The following is a 22623-nucleotide window of genomic DNA, read 5'->3' on the forward strand; positions in this document are numbered from 1 at the left end:
CGACTTGCATGTGTTAAGCACGCCGCCAGCGTTCATCCTGAGCCAGGATCAAACTCTCCGTAAATGCATTACAGACACAACACAGGCCCCCGGGAAAACGGGAACCCCTGCTGCACAAAATTCGAAACCAGCCAAAAAAACCGGCCCACCACACCAAGGTGCGGCAAACCAGCCAATTCAACCAATCAAAAAACAATCGGTATCAACAAACTTGGCACACTATTGAGTTCTCAAACAACAGGCACTACCGGCACCACACAACCCGCAAAAACCAGGCCATCCTCGCTCCGGAGCAACTTTACAATCCTACCCGCACCAGCCAGACTCTCCAAATCGGCCGACTCTCACCGTCTCCGCTGCTTCCAGCGGGAACCACGATCTACCGTTTATGTGAGCGTCATCCGACCGGAATCATCGATCAGCGCGGATATAAACTCTAGCACCTCTGGGCCCGGGAAGTAAATCCCGCCGGGCCCTCTGCAGGGCCCGGCGTCCAAGTATTACGCCTTCGGAGCGAGGTAGAGGACTCCCAGGGGTGGCACCCTCAGGTCCGCGTACGCCGGCTGGCCATTGTGGGCACCTTCAACGGCGGTCACGGTGCCCGGGTTTCCGACTCCCGAACCGCCGAACTCCTCGGCGTCGGTGTTGATGACCTCGGCCCACTCCCCCGCCCAAGGCAGGCCGATCCGGAATCCCTCGTGGGGTCCGCCGGCGAAGTTCGCAACGCACACCAGGGGATTGCCCTGATGGTCCCATCGGATGAAGGACAGGGTGTTGCGTGCGCCGTCGCTCTCGTCGATCCACTGGAATCCCGCCGGCTCGTTGTCCCGCACGTAGAGCGCGGGCGTCTGCCGGTAGACGGTGTTCAACGACCGGACCAGTTCCTGGACCCCTCGGTGCGGCGGGGTGTCGCACAGCCACCAGTCGAGTCCGTGCTGCTCGGCCCACTCGGATTCCTGGGCAAATTCGGAACCCATGAAGATCAGCTGCTTACCCGGGTGCGCCCACTGGAACGCAAGGTAGGCACGCACGTTGGCCAGCTGCTGCCACCGGTCACCCGGCATCTTGCGCAGCAGCGAGCCTTTGCCGTGCACAACCTCATCGTGGCTGATCGGCAGCAGGAAGTTCTCGGTGTACGCATAGACCATCGAGAACGTGATCTTGCCGTGGTGGTATGCGCGGTTGACCGGATCCTCGGCCATGTACTGGAGGCTGTCGTGCATCCAGCCCATGTTCCACTTCAGCCCGAATCCAAGGCCGCCCGAGCTCGTGGCGCGGGTGACGCCGTCGAACGCGGTCGACTCTTCGGCGATCATGACGATTCCCGGCACCCGCTTGTACGCCGTGGCGTTGACTTCCTGGAGGAAGGAGATCGCCTCGAGGTTCTCCCGGCCGCCGAAGCGGTTGGGCCGCCACTGGCCCTCTTCGCGCGAGTAGTCGAGGTACAACATCGAGGCGACGGCGTCGACGCGCAGGCCGTCGATGTGGAATTCCTCGAGCCAGTACAGTGCGTTTGCGACAAGGAAGTTGCGCACCTCGCGCCGCCCGTAGTCGAAGATCAGGGTTCCCCAGTCCATGTGCTCCCCGAGCAGCGGGTCACCGTGCTCGTAGAGCGTCCCGCCGTCGAACTTGGCCAGGGCCCACGCGTCCTTCGGGAAGTGCGCGGGAACCCAGTCCATGATGACGCCGATGCCGGCCTGGTGGAGTTGGTCCACGAGGTACTTGAAGTCATCAGGGTGGCCGAAGCGCGACGTCGGAGCGTAGTAGGAGGTGACCTGGTATCCCCAGGACCCGCCGAACGGGTGCTCCGCGACGGGCATGAGTTCAATGTGGGTGAATCCCTGCCACTTCACGTACTCGACGAGTTGTTCGGCAAGTTCCCGGTAGCTCAGCCCCACGCGCCAGGAGCCGAGGTGAACCTCGTACACGCTCATCGGCCCGTTGTGCGGGTCGGTAGCGGCGCGCTTCTGCATCCAGTCGTCGTCCTCGAAGACGTAGCGGGATTCGACGACGCGCGAACCGGTCAACGGTGGCACTTCGGTTCCGCGGGCCATGGGATCGGCCTTTTCGCGCCAGTGGCCGTCGCTGCCGAGGATTTCATACTTGTAGCAGGCTCCGGCCTGGGCGCCGGGGATGAAGATTTCCCACACACCGGAGCTGCCGAGGGCGCGCATCGCGTTGATGGTGCCGTCCCAGCCGTTGAAGTCGGCCTTGACGCGCACTGCGCGTGCGTTGGGTGCCCAGACGGCGAAGGAGACGCCGTCGATTGCTCCGAGCACTGACGAGTAGTGGCGGACGTGCGCGCCAAGGGCGGTCCACAGCGTCTCGTGCCTGCCTTCGGCAATGAGGTGGATGTCGATTTCGCCGAGGGTGGGAAGGAAACGGTAAGGGTCGTCGACCAGCTGGGGTTCACCGCCGTAGGCAACCTCGAGCCGGTAGTCGGGAACGTGCCCGGGGTTCTCGGCCGGCAGCGTGCCGACCCAGATGCCGTTGTGCTCGTGTTCAAGCTCCACCCGGCCCTGGCCGGTGACGACGGTGACGGAGCTCGCCAGCCGCCGGAGCGTCCGGATGGTGACGAGGCCCGAAGCGTCGAGGTGGGCACCCAGCACCGCGTGCGGCTGGTGGTGGATTCCTTCCGAAACCTGCTGGAGCAGCTCGCGGGAGACCTGGACGGGGCCGGTGCTCGCGGCGGGAACCTTCGGCGACTGGGCCGCCGGTCGGACGGCTGCCGCCTGCCCGCCCGGGAGGGTGTCAGCGCCGCCGGCTGCAACAACGGCAACCGGTTCGGCTGCTGTTTCCGCTGCTCCGGACGCGGAAAGCGCCTTCAGGGCGCGCCGGACATCCCGTGCCGGCAGCTCCACCCAGTCGGGCCGGTTGCGCAGGTCGTAAACCACCTCATAGAGGGCCTTGTCCAGCCACAGCGCCTGGAACAGGGTCGACGTCGTATCGACCGGGATTCCGGCTTCCGCAGCGTAACCCTCAAGGAACGCCGTGCGGGCATCGTCGGCCCACTGGTCGCCTACGCGGGCCTCTTTGGAACCCTCCGCTGAGGCGCCCCGTGACGCGGCAGCGTATTCGAACGAGCGCACCATGCCCACGACGTCGCGCACCGCGACGTCTGGCACGCTGCGCTCGGCGGTGGGGCGCAGCGGCTCCCCTTCAAAGTCGAGGACAATCCACGATCCGTCGGGCGCCCGCAGCACCTGGCCGAGGTGGAGGTCCGAGTGGATGCGCTGCAGGTCCGGAAGGCTGGGGATCGAACGCACGCGCTTGACGATCGCTGCGATCTCGGCGTCGAACGAACCAAGGGTGGCCGAGGCCTCATGCCACGCCCAGGTGATCCGTCGAACAATGGATTCCTTGAACTCCGCCGCCTCATCCTCGGTTGCCGCGCGGCTGCCGAAGGCGGAGCGGAGCTGGGCGTGGATGCGGCCGACGACACGGCCAAGTTCCCGGGCCTCGCTGCTGAAGGAGGCGCCTTCGGAAGCCGCGAGGAAGGCCACCCGCCAGGCATCGGTGCTGTCTTCGACGAAGTCGCGCAGCACGCTCAGGTGGCCGGTGACGTGGGTTCCGGGAGCCGCGTGGGCTTCCTGCCACTCTCCGGTGACCCACCCGTAGGTCGCCGGGACGTCGGTTGAACCGGCCTCGGTGAGCCGGGCGCTGATCTGTACGTCGGGGCTCTCGCCCGCGGCCAGGACGCGGAAGAATTTGACGATCATCGAACCGGCACCGGCCCCAACGACGACGGAGGTGTTCGACTGTTCCCCCTGCAGCACGCGGACCGCAGGCGGCGCAGCCGCGTCGTCGGCGGGAAGGGAATCGAGCGAGACTCCGTGGATCCGCCCGTCGGCACTCGATGAATTCGAGCGGATCAACTGCAGCCAGGCGCCGATGAACGCGGGATCATGGGTGGCGTCGTAGACCCACCGCGATCCGAGGTCCGGGTGGTCGACCTGTCCAACGAGGCCGGACGCGGCTTCCGGCAGCGGCACCGAGCGGTAGCTCAACGGCACGCTGACGACGTCGGTGCGCCGTCCCGATTCGACAGCGAGCAGGTGGACCTCAAGCGCCGCCTCGCCCGTCGGGTCCTCCAGGACGCTGCCGCCCACAACCGTCAGGGAGACGTTCGTCCCCTTCGCCGGGAACCAGCGCTGGTTTGGGAGCCACTCGTTGAGGATTTCTGGGATGAAGGGCGTGTGGTTTCCCATTATCTAATTGCCTCCGAAATAGGTATCACGGGCAGTGCTTCGGTGTGGGGGGACGCGGAATTCGAGCTGGCCGAACGCAGGCGGAGCCAGAAGAAGTCGTGGCTCCCCAGGGTCAGCGTGATGTTTCCGTCCTCGCCGAAGGCCGGGAAGGGTGTGCCGCCGAACAGGTCGCGCAGGCCCCTGCCCGCGTACTGGGGAAGGTGCATGTTCGCCGCGACCGGGTGCTGGGAGAGGTTGAAGATGCACAGCACTACTTCGGGGCGCTCACCTTCCGAGTTTCCCTCGGGGACCTCGCGAAGGAACGCGAGGACGGACTCGGACTCGGTGGCCACGTTGCGGTAGTCACCAAGGCCGAAGGCCGGGTGGGCCCGGCGCACGGCAAGCATCTGGCGCATCCAGTGGAGCAGCGAGCTCGAGGTGGCAAGCTGCGCTTCAACGTTCACGTGGTTGTAGTGGTAGACCAGCGACTGGACGACGGGCAGGTAGAGCTTGCCCGGGTCCGCGGTGGAGAACCCGGCGTTGCGGTCGGGGTTCCACTGCATTGGCGTCCGCGACGCGTCGCGGTCCTCGAGCCAGATGTTATCGCCCATCCCGATTTCATCCCCGTAGTAGAGGAAGGGGCTTCCGGGGAGGGAGAGCAGGAGCGCATGGATCAGTTCCACCTCGGCGCGTGAATTATCCAGCAGCGGCGAGAGGCGCCGGCGGATGCCGACGTTCGCGCGCATCCGCGAATCGGGGGCGTACCAGCCCAGCATCGCCTCGCGTTCCTCATTGGTCACCATCTCGAGGGTCAGCTCGTCGTGGTTGCGCAGGAACGTTCCCCACTGGGCGCCGTTGGGGATCTGCGGCGTTTCGTTCATGGTCTCGATGATCGGTGCGGCCTTCTGGTCACGCAGGGCGTAGAAGAGCCGGGGCATGATCGGGAAGTGGAACGCCATGTGGCACTCGGGGCCGTCCTCGTCGCCGAAGTATTCGACAACCTCCTCGGGCATCTGGTTCGCCTCGGCGATGATGACCCGGCCCGGGTAGTTCTCGTCGACCATTGCGCGGAGGTCCTTGAGGAACTCGTGCGTCTTGGGCAGGTTCTCGCAGTTGGTGCCCTCCTCTTCGAAGAGGTAGGGGATGGCGTCAGCGCGGAAGCCGTCGATTCCCTGGTCCAGCCAGAACCGGACCACGTTGAAGAGCGCCTCGACCACCTTGGGGTTCTCGAAGTTCAGGTCAGGCTGGTGGCTGAAGAACCGGTGCCAGAAGAACTGGCGGCGCACCGGGTCGAAGGTCCAGTTGGATTCCTCGGTGTCCACGAAGATGATGCGGGCGTCTTCGTATTTCTCGTCGGTGTCGCTCCATACGTAGAAGTCGCCGTACGGGCCCTCGGGGTCCCTGCGGGATTCCTGGAACCAGTGGTGCTGGTCGGAGGTGTGGTTCAGGGGCAGGTCGATGATGACCCGCACGCCGCGTGCGTGCGCTTCGGCCACAAGGCGCTTGAAGTCGCTGATCGTACCGAACTCGTCGAGGACATCGTAGTAGTCGGCGATGTCGTACCCGCCGTCGCGCAGCGGTGACTTGAAGAACGGCGGCAGCCACAGGCAGTCGATGCCGAGCCACTGCAGGTAATCGAGCTTTTCAATGAGTCCCGAGAAATCTCCCGACCCGTCCCCGTTGGCGTCCGCAAACCCACGGACCAGAACTTCGTAGAACACCGCCTTGCGGTACCAGTGGGGGTCGTGCGCGAGACCAGGCGCATTGAGTTGGAAGGGGTTGGGCACTAGTGCTGCCTCCTGACAGAAAGGATGTGTGCCGGCTCAACATGGGCGTCCAGCCTGACGTAGTTATGTTCTCCCCAGTTCCAGCTTGAGCCGGAGATGAGGTCATCGACCCTGAACGTGCCGTCCTCGTTACGGTCGGCCGCGCCGATTGACAAGGCGGAAAGGTCGAGGGAGACGGTGGACTCCCTGGCGCTGTGCGGGTCGAGGTTGACCACGACGATGATCGTGTCCTTCCCCTCATCGGTTTCCTTGTGCTTGGAGAATACGACCGTTGCCGCGTCGGTGCTGGAGTGGATCGTAAGGTTTTCGAGGTCCCCCAGCGCCGGGTGCGCCCGCCGGATGGCATTGAGGCGCGTTAGGTATGGCGCGAGCGACCTGCCTTCGGCTTCGGCCGCCGAGTAGTCCCGTGGCCGGTACTCGAACTTCTCGTTGTCGATGTACTCTTCGGCACCAGGTCGTGCGACGTGCTCAAAGAGTTCGTAGCCGGAGTAGACGCCCCACAGGGGGCTGCCCATCGAGGCGAGGACCGCCCGGATCTTGAAGGCCGCAGGGCCCCCGAACTGCAGGTATTCGGTGAGGATATCCGGCGTGTTGACGAAGAAGTTCGGCCTGAAGTACGGCGCCGAGACCTTGCTGATCTCGGTGAAGTACTCCTCAATCTCGGTCTTCGTGTTGCGCCAGGTGAAATAGGTGTAGGACTGCTGGAACCCGGCCCGGCCGAGGGCGTGCATCATCGCGGGCCGGGTGAAGGCCTCGGCGAGGAAGACGGCGTCGGGGTGCCTGCGGTTGACCTCGGCGATCAGCCATTCCCAAAACTGCACGGGTTTCGTGTGGGGGTTGTCGACCCGGAAGATCTTCACGCCGTGGTCGATCCACATCAGGACGATCCGCAGGATTTCCTGCGAAAGGCCCTTCGGATCGTTGTCGAAGTTGATCGGGTAGATGTCCTGGTACTTCTTCGGCGGGTTTTCGGCGTAGGCGATCGACCCGTCGACCCGCGTGGTGAACCATTCCGGGTGCGAGGTGACCCACGGGTGGTCCGGTGACGCCTGGAGGGCGAAGTCGAGCGCCACCTCGAGGTTCAGTTCCTGCGCACGCGCAACGAACGCGTCGAAGTCGTCGAAGGTGCCGAGGTCCGGGTGGATGGCGTCGTGCCCGCCGTCCTCGGAACCGATCGCCCACGGCGACCCGGGATCCCCGGGGCGTGCGGTCAGCGTGTTGTTCGGGCCCTTGCGGTGCGTCTTCCCGATCGGGTGGATGGGCGGGAGGTAGACAACGTCGAAGCCCATCTCGGCGACTGCATCGAGGCGCTTGGCCGCGGTGCGGAAGTTGCCCGACGTCCAGGACCCGGTTTCGGGGTGGTACACCGCACCCTCGGAGCGGGGGAAGAATTCGTACCAGGATCCACGCCCGGCACGTTCGCGCTCAACGAGGATGGGGTACGGCTGGGAGGCGGTGACCATGTCGCGCAGCGGCTTGCGCCGGATCGCATCGAGGACATCGGCGGTGCTTCCGGCGGCGAGCCGCTCCTCGACACTGCGTGAGGTATCGGCAAGCGTGGCGGCGGCGCGCCGGAAAACGGCGGCGTCGCGGGAGGTCCTGCCCTGGGTGGCCCGGGTGAACAGCGCTGCACCCTCGGCGAGCATCAGTTCAACGTCGACTCCCGCGGCAATCTTCACCGTCGCGTCGTGCTCCCAGGTCCCGTAGAGGTCAGACCAGCCCTCGATGGTGAAGGTGTGGAGACCCTCAATCCGGGGGCTCAGCATGCCCCGCCACCGGTCGAGGCCGGCGCCGACCGGTTCAAGGCGGATGCGCTGCACCTCCTTGCCGCGGGGGTCGTAAAGCACAGCCGAGACGCCGAGCTGGTCGTGGCCTTCACGGAAGACTGTCGCTCCAATGACGATGTCCGAACCCGGCACGGCCTTCGCGGGAAATTTCCCGTCTTCGATCACAGGGCTGACCGCGGTGATGGGGATGCGGCCGAAGCGTAGTCCGTCAGCGTACGTACCGGGGGAAGTTTGCTCGCTAGATAAGGTCACTCACAGCACGTTAGCGAGAAAAAGTTGGAAATGCTAAGGGAGCTTTGCGTAACATCGCGATATTTTGCCCGTTTACGCAAGCGGTTACCTTCCTGGCTCCCTTGCCGAAGACAAGTGCGCTAGCGTAACCCGAGTGAAGGCAATCCGTAGATTTACAGTCCGAACCGTCCTCCCCGAAAGCATCGCGCCATTGGCCAAGCTCGCGGGCAACCTGCGCTGGTCGTGGCACCTGCCCACCTCGCGCCTTTTCGAGGACATCGACCCCGCCGCGTGGGAGGCAAGCGACCGCGATCCGGTGACGTTCCTCGGCTCCGTGACGCGGGAGCAGCTTCAGCACCTCGCGGCCAACGAGGACCTCGTGCAGCGCATTCAGGAGCTGGGAGCCGACCTCGACTCCTATCTCAATGAGCCCCGCTGGTACCAGTCCCTCGGCGACGACGCCCCCCGCTCCATTGCCTACTTCTCCCCCGAGTACGGCATCAGCGCGGTCCTGCCCCAGTACTCGGGCGGCCTCGGCATCCTCGCCGGCGACCACCTCAAGGCTGCATCGGACCTCGGCGTGCCCCTGATCGGCGTCGGCCTGCTCTACCAGGCCGGCTACTTCATGCAGTCCCTCTCCCGCGACGCATGGCAGCAGGAGACGTACCCGGTGCTTGATCCCGACGGCCTTCCCCTGACGATGGTGCGCGAAGACGACGGCACCCCGGCGAAGGTTGTGCTGCCGCTGCCCAACGGCCGCAAGCTCTCCGCCCACATCTGGCGGGCCGACGTCGGCCGGGTGCCCCTGCTGCTGCTCGACTCGAACGTCCCCGGCAACGACGAAGCGGCCCGCAACGTCACCGACCGCCTTTATGGCGGCGGCGGAGACCAGCGCCTCCAGCAGGAGCTCCTGCTCGGGATGGGCGGCGTCAAGGCTCTCCGCATTTTCGAGCGGCTGACCGGCACCCCCGCGCCCGAGGTGTTCCACACCAACGAGGGCCATGCGGGTTTCCTCGGCATCGAACGCATCCGCGAACTGATGGATTCCTCCAACGACATCCCCATGAGCTGGGAGGAGGCGCTGACCGCGGGACGCGCCTCGACGGTCTTCACAACGCACACCCCGGTTCCCGCAGGAATCGACCGCTTCGAGCGCGCCCAGATCGAGTACTTCTTCAATGCCGGACTCGCGCCGTCGGTCCCCACGGACAAGGTGCTGGCCCTTGGCGCGGAAAACTACGAAGGCGGCGACCCGACGAAGTTCAACATGGCGGTAATGGGCCTTCGGCTCGCCCAGCGTGCCAACGGCGTTTCGAAGCTCCACGGCGAGGTGTCCCGCGGCATGTTCTCGGGGCTGTGGCCGGGCTTCGACACCCGCGAAGTTCCGATCACTTCGGTCACCAACGGCGTTCACGTTCCGACTTGGGTTGATCCGCTGATCGCCGACTTCGCACGGGAGAACTTCGGAGCCGAGTCGATCCTCGACCCGCAGTGGGCACGTGTTTACGACGTTGCGGACGAGGACATCTGGGCGCTGCGCCGGAGCCTGCGCTCCAATCTCGTCGACGACGTCCGGGAGCGCCTGCGGTCCTCCTGGAAGAAGCGCGGCGCAGCCGATGCCGAACTCGCCTGGACCAACACGGTCCTCGACCCGGACGTCCTGACAATCGGTTTTGCCCGGCGCGTTCCGACCTATAAGCGCCTTACCCTCATGCTCCGCGACCCAGCACGGCTGAAGGCGCTCCTGCTCCACCCGGAGCATCCGATCCAGTTGGTTGTGGCCGGCAAGTCGCACCCGGCGGATGAGCAGGGCAAGCGCATGATCCAGGACCTCGTGCGCTTCACCGACGATCCGGAGGTGCGCCACCGCATCGTGTTCCTGCCCAACTACGACATCGGGATGGCACGGACCCTGTTCCCGGGCTGCGATGTGTGGCTCAACAACCCGCTGCGTCCACTTGAGGCGTGCGGCACGTCGGGCATGAAGGCGGCAATCAACGGCGGCCTCAACCTTTCGGTCCTCGATGGCTGGTGGGACGAGATGTATGACGGCGACAACGGCTGGTCGATTCCCACAGCCAACAATGGGGCAACCGCCGAGGAACGGGACGACATCGAGGCGGCGGCCCTCTACGACCTGCTCGAAACCCAGGTGGGCCCGCGCTTCTACGGCTCGGTCTCCGCGGTCGGCGCGGGTTCCGCAGGCCCGTCGGAGCCCTCGCACGACGGCGTCCCCCACCAGTGGATCGCCATGATCAAGCACACCATGGCGACCCTGGGTCCTGCGGTTTCCGCCGAGCGGATGATCCAGGACTATGTGGGCCTGCTGTACCAGCCGGCCTGGCGTTCGGGACGGGATGCTATGAGCGACGGTTTCGCCCAGGCCAGGCGCACCGCCGCGTGGCGCACCCGCATCCAGGGCGGCTGGCCGGCCGTGCAGGTCGAGCACGTCGATTCGCTCGGTGTGTCGGAGGATCCGCAGATCGGCGACAGCCTCACCGTGAACGCGTATGTGGCCCTTGGCAACCTCGACCCCGCCGACGTTTCAGTTGAGGTCGCCTATGGCAGGGCATCGAGCACTGATGAACTCAGCGACGTCGCCCTCGCGGAGCTGAACGTTGCGGAGAACCTCGGCAGCGGCCGCTACCTGTTCACCGGGGAAACCCGCATCGACCACTCAGGCTCGTTCGGCTACACCGTGCGCGTGCTGCCGCGGCACGTGACGCTCGCTTCGAAGGCCGAGCTCGGACTGGTGGTCAACGCCTAGCACCCCGGGGCTGGCTTTCGGCCCGCGTTGCCGCACTGTGGACCGGTTCCCCGACGGGGGCCGGTCCACAGTGCTTTTCAAGGGTAGGGCGGGCGGCACGGAGTGCCTGGGCCAGCCCCTTCTGCCCACCGGACCTGCGCCGTCGGTGGGCATGTCCGGACATGCCCATTGACCGGCAGGACTCACAGGGCGGAGGCGGCCCGCGGACCGGTTCGCTGGGCAGCAGCGATTCGGCGCGCATGCACGAGGAACTTCTAAAGGGCCGATACTGCGTTCTCAAGCTCGGAAACCGGGCCCGCAAGTTCAACTGATCCCTCAGGCGTCGAAAGTTCAACAACCCGCCAGGTGGGCCCCATCCGGAAAAAGCCCTCGGTTACCGTGATGTCGCGCGTGCGGCCGACGGCGTCCACCCACAGCGTCAACAGCTCACCCTCGTCGCCCCCGCTCACTCGTCCCCGCGGCTGAAAGTCGAGCCGGCCGCTCGCACCAGTCGCAAGACCCGGCTTCCAGGAGCGGGGCACGCCGGAAACTCCTCCGCTCCGGGCGCGCAGGAGGCACTCGACCTGGTTCTGGACAGCGCGGCGACGCCGCTGGATATTCGACTGGCGGAGGCCTTCCGACAGCAGGACCCCGGCCACTGCCGCGGTCGGCCAGCTCAGCAGCTCAAGGGTCAACGGCTTGCCGGCCAGGACATACATGCTCAGAACGGCGGCAAGGCAGAAAGCGACTTTGACGCTGACGGCGATGAGTCCATTACGGCAGGGCATAAGGCACCCTACGCCCTGCCGTATGGGGCGATCCCGTCACTGGGCATATCCGGACATGCCCACCGACCGGGCGGAGCCGGTGGGCAGGAGCGTGCCGTGGGAATGAACCCGTGGACGGGGGTAAGGCCGGGACGTCAGCAGCGGTAGACGACGACCGAGTTCGCTGTAGCGCGGTCGAACTCCCCCGATGAGATCCGGGCGCCCCTGCGCCTGCGCCGGGGATCCGCGGAGTCGAAGGCGAGTTCGAAGGACGACGGCTTGGCGTCCTCGATGCCCTGTCCCCCAAGGATCCAGGCCGCCGGGAGATGGATGTCCTGATCGGAAAGGGATCCGTTAATCACGATCAGCGTCCGTCCGCCGCCTTCGGGTGCGCTCAGCAGGAGCTGCACGGTCCGGGTCTCGGAATCGTGCCAGTCCTCCGGCGTCATGGGCACCCCGGACGCGTTGAACCACAGCAGCGCCGAACTTCCCACCCGGCCCGGAAAGAGCGGGGGCTGGCTGGCGAGGCAGGCCCGCCGAATGGCCAGGAGGTCGCGGGTGGCCTCGAGCATGCGGGAGGCCGCGGGATCGCGGGACCAGTGCACCCAGGCAAGTTCGTTGTCCTGGCAGTAGGCGTTGTTGTTGCCGCGCTGGGTGCGGCCCAGTTCGTCGCCGGCCGTGATCATTGGAACGCCGACCGAGAGCACGAGCGAAGCCATCAGGTTCCGTGCTGTCTGCTCCCGGGCCGCGACGATGCCCTCGTTCTCGGTGCGGCCCTCGGCGCCGTGGTTGTAGCTGCGGTTGTCGTTTGAACCGTCGCGGCTCTCCTCGCCGTTCGCTTCGTTGTGCTTGCGCTCGTACGAGGTGAGATCCGCCAGGGTGAACCCGTCATGGGCGGTGACGAAATTGATCGAGGCAAGGGGCGTGCGCCCGGAGTGTTCGAACATCTCCGCGGACCCCGCAAGGCTGCGGGCAAGCCGCGCGGCCGAACCGGCCTGTCCACCGGAGCGGAGCGACTCTTGGTCGCGGAGCCAGAAGTCCCGCATTGTGTCGCGGAAGTTGTCGTTCCAGTCGGCCCAGCCGTGCGGGAACTGCCCGGTCTGCCAGCCGCCCAGTCCGAGGTCCCAGGGTTCGGCGATGAGTTTGGTTCCCCGGAGCGCCGCCGAGGCTCCGACGGCGACGAGGAAGGGATGGCGCGGCGTGAAGTTGTTGTGCTCGTCGCGGGCAAGGGTGACGGCGAGATCGAAGCGGAAGCCGTCGATGTGGAATTCCTCGACCCAGTACCGCAGCGAATCTAGGGCGAACTGGATGACCTTCGGCTGCGAAAAGTTCAGCGAGTTGCCGACGCCCGTGGTGTCCAGGTACCTGCCGGCCTCGTCGTGCCTGTAGTACTCGGCATCGCCGAGGCCGCGCCAGCACAGGGCAGGGCGGTCCTTCCCTCCTTCGGCTGTGTGGTTGTAGACGACGTCGAGCAGCACCTCGAGGCCAGCCTCGTGGAGGCGCTTCACCGTCGTCTTGAGTTCGGCGATCACGGCAGCGGGGCCGGCGGCCCGGGCGGCGGCGGTGGCATAGGCGGCGTGCGGCGCGAAGAACCCGAGGGTGTTGTAGCCCCAGTAATTGGAAAGGCCCAGCGGTTCGAGGTGCGGCTCGTCGATGAAGAACTGGATGGGCAGCAGCTCAACGGCGGTGATCCCCAGCCCGAGCAGGTGCTCGATCATGGCAGGGTGGGCAAGGCCGGCGTACGTGCCGCGCAGTTCCTCAGGGACGTCGGGGTGGAGCTTGGTGAGGCCCTTCACGTGGGCCTCGTAGATGACGGTGTCGCGCCACGGGGTTGCCGGCCGGGAGGAGGCACCCCAGTCGAAAGACTCCTCGACGTAGACCGACCAGTAGACGGCCCGCTCCGAGATTCCCACCGCCTCCTGCGTCTCGACAGCCCGGGCGTAGGGGTCAAGGAGCAGCTGCCCGTCCTCCGGCAGCGCCTTCCCTGTGGGCCAGAACCCATACCGGGTGGTGTCCGGAAGCGGGCCGACGACGCCGTGGTGCACTCCCCCGTCGAGCCCTGGCAGCGTCTCGCGCGCCCAGCGCCCATCCTCCAGTTGAAAGTGAACGTCAATCGAGGGGATGGCCGGGGCCCAGACGGCGGCGTTGACGTGCCCGTCGACGGCCCACCGGCTCTTCAGCCGGTGAAGGCCAAGCGGGAACTCACGCGAGGCCGCATTGACCGGCAGGGAGAGACTCATGGCTGGCGGAGGATCAGGCCGAACGCTGGCGGGAAATTTCGTAAAGGCTGATTCCCACCGCCATCGACGCGTTGAGTGACTCCATTGCGGAATCGATGGGGATCGAGACGATCTGGTCGCAGTTCTCACGGACGAGCCGGGACAGGCCCTTGCCCTCCGAACCCACAACCAGGCATACCGGATCTTTCCCGAGGGTCAGTTCAGGAAGGGAGATGTCGCCGTCGCCGTCGAGTCCGAGCACGAAGATGCCCATGTCCTTGAAGGATTTCAGCGCCGAGTTGAGGTTGCCGACCCGGGCGACGGGCACCCGCACCGCAGCACCGGCGCTTGTCTTCCACGCCGACGCGGTGACGCCGACCGAGCGGCGTTCGGGGACAACGACGCCGTGGGCGCTGAAGGCCGACGCGGAACGGATGATTGCACCAAGGTTGCGGGGGTCGGTGATGCCGTCGAGCGCAATGAACAGCGGAGCGTTGGAGATGTGCCCGCGCTTGAACTTGTCGACCGTTTCGGCGACGAGGTCGATCGCGTCGGCGTACTCATAGGGCGGGATCTGCAGCATGAGGCCCTGGTGCACCGCACCCTCGGTCATGCGGTCAAGTTCGGGCTTGCCGGTCTCCATGACGGGGACGCCGCGTTCGGTGGCGAGCTTGAGCGCCTCGCGTACGCGGTCGTCCATCTCCACGCGGATCGCGACGTGGAGGGCCTTGGCGGGGATCCCGGCACGCAGGGCCTCAACCACAGAGTTGCGGCCGGTGACGATTTCCTCGGTTGCCTTGCCCTTGCGGCCCGAACCGGGGTTCTTGCCGCCGGCCCGCTTGGCGGCGGAGCGCTCGGCCAGCTCCTTGCTCTTGTACGCCTTGTGGTAGGGGCGGTCCTCCGCCTTCGGGGTGGGCCCCCTGCCTTCAAGGGCCTTGCGTCCGTGCCCGCCGGTGCCTGTGGTGGGGCCCTTTTTCAACTTGCGCACCGCGCCTGGACGTCCGTGACTGGCCATGGGGAAACACCTTCGAATAGAGGAAAAGTCACCTCCAGTTTACGCGGACGACGCCCGCCGGCATTCCCGCGCTCGAATCCGTCCGCTCAGTGCGCCCCGAAGTCCACCTCAGCGGCCCGCGAGACTCCATTCCGCGCCATCTACGGAGTCCTCAACGAGGATGCCCGCGCTGGCAAGTGCGTCGCGGATGGCATCGGCACGCGCCCAGTCCTTCGCGGCACGCGCGGCTGCGCGGTCGCGCAGCTGGGACCGGATGAGCGAGTCAAGGGCAGCGGTCTGCTGTCCGTCCGCGGGGCCGACGGCGTCCGTTGCGTCATTGAGCCCGAGCACCTCGACCATCGCGGCAACCGCGGCCTGGGCGGTGCGGGCCCCGTCCGGGTCACCGGCCGCGAGCGCGGTGTTGCCGGCCCGCACTGTCTCGTGGAGGACGCCGAGCGCCTGGGGGATATTGAGGTCGTCGTCCATCGCAGCGCCGAAGGCGTCCGGAAGGTTCGCGGGCTCCGGCGCCGCGGACCCGAAGCGGGCCTCGGCCTTTGCCAGGAAGCCGTCAATGCGCTCGACGGCGGCAGCCGCCTCGTCAAGAGAGGACGGCCGGTAGTCAAGGACCGAACGGTAGTGGGCCTGCCCCAGGTAGTACCGCACGACGCGGGGCCGGGCGACGGCGAGCATTTCCTCGGGGCTGACGGTGTTGCCGATGGACTTGGACATCTTGTCGCCCTCGTAGGTGACGAGGCCGTTGTGCATCCAGTACTGGGCATAGCCGCGCTTGACCGCGTGCGCCTGTGCCATCTCGTTTTCGTGGTGCGGGAAGCGCAGGTCGAGCCCGCCGCCGTGGATGTCGAACCGCGGCCCGAGGTACTTGTTGGTCATCGCGCAGCATTCGGTGTGCCAGCCGGGGCGCCCAGCGCCCCAGGGGCTCGGCCAGGACGAGGAGGCGGGGTCGGTGCCCTTGTGGCCCTTCCACAGCGCGAAGTCGCGCGGGTCGCGCTTGCCGCGCGGGTCGGCATCGGTTGCGGCCTGCATGTCGTCGATGTTCTGGTGGGTGAGGGAGCCGTACTCCGGCCAGGAGCGGACGTCGAAGTACACATCCCCCGATCCGTCCGGGGCGGGATACGCATAACCGGCGTCGATGAGTTCCTGGATGAGCGCCTGCATCTCCGGGATGTGGCCCGTTGCGCGCGGCTCATACGTTGGGCGGCGCACCCCAAGGGTGTCGTAGGCCTTGTTGAATTCAAGCTCATAGCGGTAGGCGAGCGCCCACCACTCCTCGTTCGGTATGCCGCCCGGCGCCGGTTCGGCGCCGTCGAACGATGCCTTCGACTTTTCGAGGATCTTGTCGTCGATGTCGGTGACGTTCCGGACCGAGGTCACCCGGAAACCGCGGGCCTCAAGCCACCGGGTCAGCTGGTCAAAGACAATGGCGGAGCGGACGTGGCCCACGTGCGGCATCCCCTGAACCGTCGCACCGCAGTAGTAAAGGCTGACGGCCCCCGGAGTCAGGGGGACGAAGTCCCGTACCTCGGCAGTGGCGGTGTCATAGAATCTCAGGCTCACTGCTCCAGATTAGCCGAACCGGGGGCACCGGCCGGGCTGTTACCCGGCAGAAATGACGACGGCGGTCGCCACCGCGGCAATCCCCTCGCCGCGTCCCGTCAGGCCGAGCCCGTCGGTTGTTGTCGCAGAGACGCTCACCGGCGCTCCGGCCGCCTCCGAAAGGGCCGCCTCGGCTTCGGCGCGGCGCGGGGCGAACCGGGGCCGGTTGCCGATCAGCTGCACGGCGATGTTCCCGATTTCGAACCCGGCGCCGCGGACGATTGCTGCGGCTTCCCCGAGCAGCCGCACTCCGGAGGCGCCGGCGAGCTCAGGGCGGTCGGTGCCGAAGTGCGTGCCGAGGTCGCCAAGCCCGGCGGCCGAGAACAATGAGTCGGCGGCGGCGTGCGCGACGACGTCACCGTCGGAATGCCCGGCCAGCCCGCGTTCGCCGTCCCACAACAACCCCGCGAGCCACAGGGGTGCGGGTGCCTCTTCCGGGGCGAAGGCGTGGACATCGATGCCCAGCCCGGTGCGGGGCAGGTGCGCGTGCTGGGTCATGGTGAGGTTTCCTAGCGGCGGTCGGAGGGGACTTGGATTGTTGACTGCCCGGGTGTGGCAGCGAGGGGTTCGGCGAGGAGGGCCTCGGCGAGCAGCAGGTCGAGCGGCGTTGTGATTTTGAAGCCGGCGGCGTCCCCGTCGACAACGAGGACGGCGGTGCCCTGGGCCTCGACGAGCATCGAGTCGTCGGTGATGAGCGGATCGCCGGCTCCCGGCCGCGCGTGGGCCGCCCGCAGGACGTCGGCGGCGAAACCCTGGGGTGTCTGAACGGCGCGCAGTTCGGCCCGGTCCGGGGTGCCGGCGACCTGCCCACCCCTGACGGTCTTGACCGTATCGGCAACCGGCAGCACCGGCAGCACGGCGGGCGCCCCTTGGATCAGCCGTCTGGCGACCCGGCGGAAGACCTCCGGTGGTGTGAGCGCGCGGGCCGCATCGTGGACGAGGATCAGGGGGGCGCCTCCGGAGAGGGCTGCAATACCTGCGGCGACCGAAGCGGAGCGGCTTTCCCCTCCGGGAACGATGCGGACCGGGACGGGGCTGGGAACCGCTGCGGCCGCGTCGGCCAGCGCTGTGTCGCCCTCCGGGATGACGACGGCGACTTCGGCGGCAACGCCGCTCGCGAGAATGCCGCGCAGCGCCCGCTCAAGGAGGGTCATCCCGCCGCAGAGGACGCGGGCCTTCGGAATGCCCTGCCCCAGGCGTTGCCCGGAGCCCGCGGCAACCAGGACTACCCCGGCGGTGCCGCGGGTGTCTGGGGGACTCCCGGGCTCGGTCGACGGCGCAGGCTGGGCGTGGGCGGGAAGGGGCGAAGACACACGAATACCCTACGGCACACAAAAAGAGGGGCCCCTTCCGGGTGCCCCTCTTCTTGTGTTGAACCCGCCTAGGAGGCGAGGACCTCGTCGAGGACCGTTGCGGCCTTCTCTTCGTCGGTCTTCTCCGCCAGTGCGAGTTCGGAAATCAGGATCTGCCGGGCTTTGGCAAGCATCCGCTTTTCACCCGCCGACAGCCCGCGGTCGTGGTCGCGGCGCCACAGGTCGCGGACGACCTCGGCAACCTTGATGACATCGCCTGAGGCGAGCTTCTCAAGGTTCGCCTTGTAGCGGCGCGACCAGTTGGTGGGCTCCTCGGTGAACTCGGCGCGGAGTACATCAAAGACGTGCTCCAGACCTTCCTTGCCCACCACGTCCCGTACTCCGACTAGGTCAACGTTCTCTGCTGGTACTTCTATTGTCAGATCACCCTGTGCCACCTTGAGCTTGAGATACATCTTCTCTTCGCCCTTGATAACGCGCATCTTGATCTCTTCGATCTTCGCTGCGCCGTGGTGAGGGTAAACAACTGTCTCGCCGACCTCAAAAACCATGTGGACTTTCCCCTTTCCCGCAAGTCAGTTTATCACGGCAACGACACGCCCGACTTCGCGTTTTCGCAGGTCAGGGCACTCAACCCGCGCGTCCGAACTATGATTCGCCTCTTGACTGGGCAGGCTTTTGATGCTGCCGCCGTGTCACGCCGGCGAATCGTCTCTCCAAACTTCCGCTTTGCCGTTAGTCTGGTTCTTGTTTCACCGACATGGTGGAGACCGCAACCGAACCGATCGCCTTATCGGAGAACCCCAGGAGTTTGTGCTGTGAGAAGTGCACCGAACAACCGAGTGCAGCAGGCCGTCGCTGCCGGCGCCGTGCTGGCCATGCTGGGAATCTCCGGCTGCAGCACCATCAATGAGCAGTCGACCACGCGGCAGTACTCGGCATCGGACGGCATCGTCGAGGACCTCGGACCGCTGAAGCTGCGCAACATCCTCATCATTTCCACGGCCGAGGGCGAGCCGGGGACGCTCCTTGGAACAGTGTTCAACCCCACCGACTCACCGGTGCAGTTGACCATCGAGAGCCAGAACACCACCACTGACATCCGCATCGATGCGCGTGACAAGTATGTCTTCGAGGACGAAGCCAGCGACGACGGGACCATCCAGGGCGTCTCCCAGATTCCCGGCTCCCTTGTCGACCTTGATTTCACGGTGAACTCGGAAACCGCCACCTACGCCGTGCCCGTCCTCAGCGGAACGCTGCCTGAATACCGTGAGTTCGTTCCCGGAGGCTACACCCCTGAGCCCAGCGAACCTGCGGCAACCGAGGGAGCAGGCGGCGGAGAGGCCGAAGGCGGCCACGGAGGCGGATAGCCTCCGGCAGCCTCAGGGCTCGAACTTGTAGCCGAGCCCGCGCACCGTGATGAGGTAGCGCGGGTTCGACGAGTCGGGCTCGATCTTCCCCCTCAGGCGTTTGACGTGGACATCGAGGGTCTTGGTGTCCCCCACATAGTCGGCGCCCCAGACCCGATCGATCAGCTGCCCCCGGGTGAGCACCCTTCCCGAATTGCGCAGCAGCATCTCGAGCAGCTCGAACTCCTTGAGGGGAAGAGGCACCTGGGTGCCATCGACGCTGACAACGTGGCGTTCGATATCCATCCGCACCGGGCCGGCCTGCACCGTTGGCGAAACCAGCTCCTCGGGTTCGCCCTGGCGCCGCAGCACAGCCCGCACCCGCGCCACCAGTTCGCGCGAGGAATAGGGCTTCGTCACGTAGTCGTCTGCGCCCAGCTCGAGGCCCACAACCTTGTCGATTTCGGCGTCCTTCGCGGTCAGCATGATCACCGGGACGCTGGAGCGCTGCCTCAGCTGGCGGCACACCTCCGTACCTGAGAGGCCCGGCAGCTGCAGGTCGAGCAGGACGAGGTCCGCCCCGGCACGGTCGAATTCCTTAATTGCTTCAAGCCCGTTGTCGACGACGGCCACCTCGAACCCCTCCTTCCCCAGCAGGTAGGACAGCGGGTCGCTGAAGGACTCCTCGTCCTCGACTATCAAAATGCGGCTCAAGCAGTCACTCCCTGTTCGTGGGCGTCGGTTCCGCCCTTGTGCTCTGCCGGGTGCGCGGTCAGCCCCGGGTTGCCGGTATCGGCGGTTTCCATCTCGGGAAGGCGCACAGTGAAGGTGCTGCCCTGGCCCGCCATTGACCACACTGTCACTTCGCCGCCGTGGTTCGAGACGACGTGCTTCACGATGCTCAGCCCCAGCCCGGTGCCGCCGGTCTGCCGCGACCGGGCGGCGTCTATTCGGTAGAACCTCTCAAAGATGCGTTCCTGCTCTTCGGGGGTGATTCCGGTTCCCTGGTCCTTCACCGAAATCTCGGCGAGCCCCTCGCGCGAGCGCAAGCCGATGCCCACGTGGGTTCCTTCGGGCGAGTAGCGGATGGCGTTGTCGATCAGGTTGCGGAACGCCGTCATCAGCTGGTCCGGGTCCCCGAAGACCGGTTCGGTGATCGTTCCCTTCACCACGATCTCGATGGAGTTCGCTTCGGCGGGCAGCCGATTGCGGTCAACTGCCTCGGCGATCACCGCGTTGATGTCGACGGGCTTGCCCTTGCCCACGATGTCGGTGCCCTGGAGGCGGGACAGTTCGATGATGTCCTGGACCAGCGCCGAGAGCCGGCTTGATTCCTTGTGCATGCGCCGGGCGAACCGGCGAACCGCAACCTCGTCCTCGGCGGCGTCGTCGATCGCTTCGGCGAGCAGGGAGATGGCGCCCACGGGGGTCTTGAGCTCGTGCGACACGTTCGCCACGAAGTCGTTGCGGATTTCCTCGGTGCGGGTGATCTCGGTGCGGTCATCGGCGAGGATCAGGATGTATTCGGCTCCCAGGGACGCGACGCGCACCTGCAGGACCATCGTGCTGCCGCCGACCGGACCCCGGAGAAGCTCGAGCTGCTTCTGCTCGATCACCCCGTCGCGGCGGACGCGGGCCGTCAGGTCCAGCAGTTCGGAATGGACAACGGTATGCCCGCGCACCAGCCCGAAGGCGTAGGCGGCGGGGCTGGCGCGGACGACGCCGTCGATCGCGTCGACGATCACGTACGCCCGCCCAATGATCGAGAGGACCTCCGCTGCGCCGTCGGGAAGGGTCAGCTCGTCCTCGTACAGCAGCTGGGTCCGTTGCGCCTCACTGACGCGGTGCGCCACGGCGCCGAAAACACCGAGCGCGAGGCCCACGAGCCCTGCGATGAGGCTAAGCAGTACGGGATCCACGCTCCTAGCTTATGCGCAGAACTCCGGGCCCATCCCGCATCCGGTGGCAATAGACCAGTGGTTCAACTAACGTTCACCTAAAGCCGAGGAAGCGTTAACGGGCCGCTGAGAAACTGGCCTGCGGACCGCTCACATCGGCGAGTTTCTCCACCAACGGAAAGGACGCCCACGTGCGTAAGGTTTTTCAGGCCGAGCTTCACCAGATTGGCGAGGAATTGATTGAGATCTCGCAGCTGGTGTCGGAGGCCATCCAAAAAGCCAACAGCGCTTTCCAGGGTGCCGACACCGAACTTGCCCAGGAAGTAATCGCCGCTGACGCGCGCATCGATTTCCTCCAGAACTCCCTCGACGAGCGCGCCATCGACATCCTTGCCCTCCAGGGGCCGGTTGCCAGCGACCTGCGGATGATCGTTGGCGCCCTGCGCATGAGCGCTTCGCTGGAGCGGATGGGCGACCTCGCCCGCCACGTCGCGCAGCTGGCGCGCCTGCGGTACCCCGCCAATGTGATTCCCGAGAAGATCCGTCCCACGTTCGACGAGCTTGCCTCGCTGGACATCCAGATCGCGGGCAAGGTGACGGAGCTGCTTGAGACGCGGAACCTTGAGCTGAGCAACGAAATCAATGCCGCGAACGCCCGGGTCAATGAACTCCATGCAAGCGTCTTCAGGGCCGTGGCGGCCGCGGACTGGAACGAAACCGCGCCAACAACCGTCGACGTCACCCTTGCCAGCCGGTACTTCGAACGCTTCGCCGACCACGGCGTGTCCGTGGCACGGAAGGTCACCTACCTGGTGACCGGCGAATGGCAGCCCAGCGCGCCCCTGAACTAGGCACAGGATCGGAGGGGCCTACAGCCGGAAGGTCCACGCCAAAGAACGACGGCGGCTTCCCGAGGGAAGCCGCCGTCGTCGTTAACGGGTCCGCCGCGCCTAGTGCTTGCCCTGGTTCGCGACCGCCTTGATGGAGGCCGCCGCCGCCTCGGGGTCGAGGTAGGTGCCACCGGCCTTGACCGGCTTCAGGTTCTCGTCGAGTTCGTAGACAAGCGGAATACCTGTGGGGATGTTCAGGGCCGCGATGTCGGCGTCGCTGATCCCGTCGAGGTGCTTCACCAGTGCCCGCAGCGAGTTGCCGTGTGCTGCGACAAGGACGGTCTTGCCCGCTGTGAGGTCCTTGCTGATGTCGGTTTCCCAGTAGGGAAGGAAACGCTCAAGTACGTCCTTGAGGCACTCGGTGCGGGGTAGGTCCGGGCCCAGGTCTGCGTACCGGGGGTCGTGGGCCTGCGAGTATTCGCTTGAGTCCTCGAGGGGCGGCGGCGGGGTGTCGTAGGAGCGGCGCCACAGCATGAACTGCTCTTCGCCGAATTCGGCGAGGGTCTGCGCCTTGTCCTTGCCCTGGAGTGCACCGTAGTGGCGCTCATTGAGGCGCCAGTTCCGCTTGACATCGATCCAGGTGCGGTCGGCGGCTTCGAGGGCGAGGTTTGCCGTGATGATCGCGCGCTTCTGCCGTGACGTGTAGACGACGTCGGGAAGCAGGTCGTGTTCGACCAGGAGCTGTCCGCCGCGGGTGGCTTCCTCCCGGCCCTTTTCGGTGAGCGCCACATCGACCCAGCCCGTGAAGAGGTTCTTCTCGTTCCACTCACTCTGCCCATGGCGCAACAAAATCAATTTGAAGGAAGTCATGAACCCTAGTGTGCCGTATCGGAGGGCG

The 22623-nt window shown here is 66.1% G+C and carries 16 protein-coding genes and 1 rRNA gene; 3 read left to right on the top strand and 14 right to left on the bottom strand.

Annotated features, from left to right (window positions below):
* The 4 genes from AC4D2R_RS10050 to AC4D2R_RS10065 form a co-directional block, all read right to left on the bottom strand.
* Positions 1–64: ribosomal RNA gene (locus AC4D2R_RS10050) — 16S ribosomal RNA — on the bottom strand; the annotation flags it as partial.
* Between the two features lie 436 nt (positions 65–500).
* Positions 501–4208: a 1,4-alpha-glucan branching protein GlgB gene (glgB, locus tag AC4D2R_RS10055; RefSeq protein ID WP_490939845.1), complete on the bottom strand. Its 3708-nt coding sequence runs from the start codon at positions 4206–4208 to the stop codon at positions 501–503.
* The gene (gene treS / locus AC4D2R_RS10060) at positions 4208–5974 is read right to left on the bottom strand and encodes a maltose alpha-D-glucosyltransferase (RefSeq protein WP_490902412.1); all 1767 of its coding nucleotides are present in this window, start codon (positions 5972–5974) and stop codon (positions 4208–4210) included. Before treS ends, glgB begins: the two co-directional genes overlap by 1 nt.
* Positions 5974–8013 (bottom strand): alpha-1,4-glucan--maltose-1-phosphate maltosyltransferase, encoded by a 2040-nt coding sequence (locus tag AC4D2R_RS10065; RefSeq protein WP_490939847.1) that lies wholly within the window; start codon positions 8011–8013, stop codon positions 5974–5976. The genes treS and AC4D2R_RS10065 overlap by 1 nt, the downstream gene beginning before the upstream one ends.
* 133 nt (positions 8014–8146) lie before the next feature.
* On the opposite strand from AC4D2R_RS10065, the gene glgP reads away from it, so the two are divergent.
* A complete protein-coding gene (gene glgP / locus AC4D2R_RS10070; RefSeq protein ID WP_490939849.1) occupies positions 8147–10759 on the top strand; it encodes an alpha-glucan family phosphorylase in 2613 nt (870 codons plus the stop codon).
* A gap of 254 nt (positions 10760–11013) precedes the next feature.
* On the opposite strand, the gene AC4D2R_RS10075 is transcribed toward glgP, so the two are convergent.
* The 7 genes from AC4D2R_RS10075 to AC4D2R_RS10105 all read right to left on the bottom strand — a co-directional run bounded on the left by AC4D2R_RS10075 (position 11014) and on the right by AC4D2R_RS10105 (position 18196).
* Positions 11014–11526, bottom strand: coding sequence for a hypothetical protein (locus tag AC4D2R_RS10075; protein ID WP_490939851.1), 513 nt, complete (start codon positions 11524–11526; stop codon positions 11014–11016).
* Positions 11527–11660: 134 nt separating this feature from the next.
* Complete coding sequence (gene glgX / locus AC4D2R_RS10080; RefSeq protein WP_490939853.1) at positions 11661–13745, bottom strand: glycogen debranching protein GlgX; 2085 nt, start codon at positions 13743–13745, stop codon at positions 11661–11663.
* A gap of 13 nt (positions 13746–13758) precedes the next feature.
* Positions 13759–14739, bottom strand: coding sequence for a 23S rRNA (guanosine(2251)-2'-O)-methyltransferase RlmB (rlmB, locus tag AC4D2R_RS10085; RefSeq protein ID WP_490939855.1), 981 nt, complete (start codon positions 14737–14739; stop codon positions 13759–13761).
* A 108-nt stretch (positions 14740–14847) separates the two neighbouring features.
* On the bottom strand, positions 14848–16293 hold the full coding sequence (gene cysS / locus AC4D2R_RS10090; RefSeq protein WP_490939857.1) for a cysteine--tRNA ligase: 1446 nt from the start codon (positions 16291–16293) through the stop codon (positions 14848–14850).
* Between the two features lie 39 nt (positions 16294–16332).
* Complete coding sequence (gene ispF / locus AC4D2R_RS10095; RefSeq protein WP_490939859.1) at positions 16333–16830, bottom strand: 2-C-methyl-D-erythritol 2,4-cyclodiphosphate synthase; 498 nt, start codon at positions 16828–16830, stop codon at positions 16333–16335.
* A gap of 11 nt (positions 16831–16841) precedes the next feature.
* Positions 16842–17645, bottom strand: coding sequence for a 2-C-methyl-D-erythritol 4-phosphate cytidylyltransferase (ispD, locus tag AC4D2R_RS10100; RefSeq protein WP_490939861.1), 804 nt, complete (start codon positions 17643–17645; stop codon positions 16842–16844).
* A 68-nt stretch (positions 17646–17713) separates the two neighbouring features.
* On the bottom strand, positions 17714–18196 hold the full coding sequence (locus AC4D2R_RS10105; protein WP_056546372.1) for a CarD family transcriptional regulator: 483 nt from the start codon (positions 18194–18196) through the stop codon (positions 17714–17716).
* Between the two features lie 267 nt (positions 18197–18463).
* Here AC4D2R_RS10105 and AC4D2R_RS10110 point away from each other — a divergent pair, with 267 nt between their 5' ends.
* A complete protein-coding gene (locus tag AC4D2R_RS10110; protein ID WP_490939863.1) occupies positions 18464–19018 on the top strand; it encodes a hypothetical protein in 555 nt (184 codons plus the stop codon).
* Between the two features lie 12 nt (positions 19019–19030).
* Here the strand turns inward: AC4D2R_RS10110 and AC4D2R_RS10115 are convergent, their stop codons facing one another.
* Positions 19031–19711 carry a response regulator gene (locus AC4D2R_RS10115; protein WP_490939865.1) on the bottom strand — a complete coding sequence of 227 codons (681 nt, stop codon included), beginning with the start codon at positions 19709–19711 and terminating at the stop codon, positions 19031–19033.
* Positions 19708–20916, bottom strand: coding sequence for a sensor histidine kinase (locus tag AC4D2R_RS10120; RefSeq protein ID WP_490939867.1), 1209 nt, complete (start codon positions 20914–20916; stop codon positions 19708–19710). The genes AC4D2R_RS10115 and AC4D2R_RS10120 overlap by 4 nt, the downstream gene beginning before the upstream one ends.
* Positions 20917–21086: 170 nt before the next feature.
* Here AC4D2R_RS10120 and phoU point away from each other — a divergent pair, with 170 nt between their 5' ends.
* Positions 21087–21746, top strand: coding sequence for a phosphate signaling complex protein PhoU (gene phoU, locus AC4D2R_RS10125; RefSeq protein WP_490939869.1), 660 nt, complete (start codon positions 21087–21089; stop codon positions 21744–21746).
* 99 nt (positions 21747–21845) lie between these two features.
* On the opposite strand, the gene AC4D2R_RS10130 is transcribed toward phoU, so the two are convergent.
* The gene (locus tag AC4D2R_RS10130) at positions 21846–22595 is read right to left on the bottom strand and encodes a phosphoglyceromutase (protein ID WP_490939871.1); all 750 of its coding nucleotides are present in this window, start codon (positions 22593–22595) and stop codon (positions 21846–21848) included.
* Positions 22596–22623 lie beyond the last annotated feature (28 nt).

It is taken from the genome of Arthrobacter sp. TJ-217, from assembly GCF_058269255.1.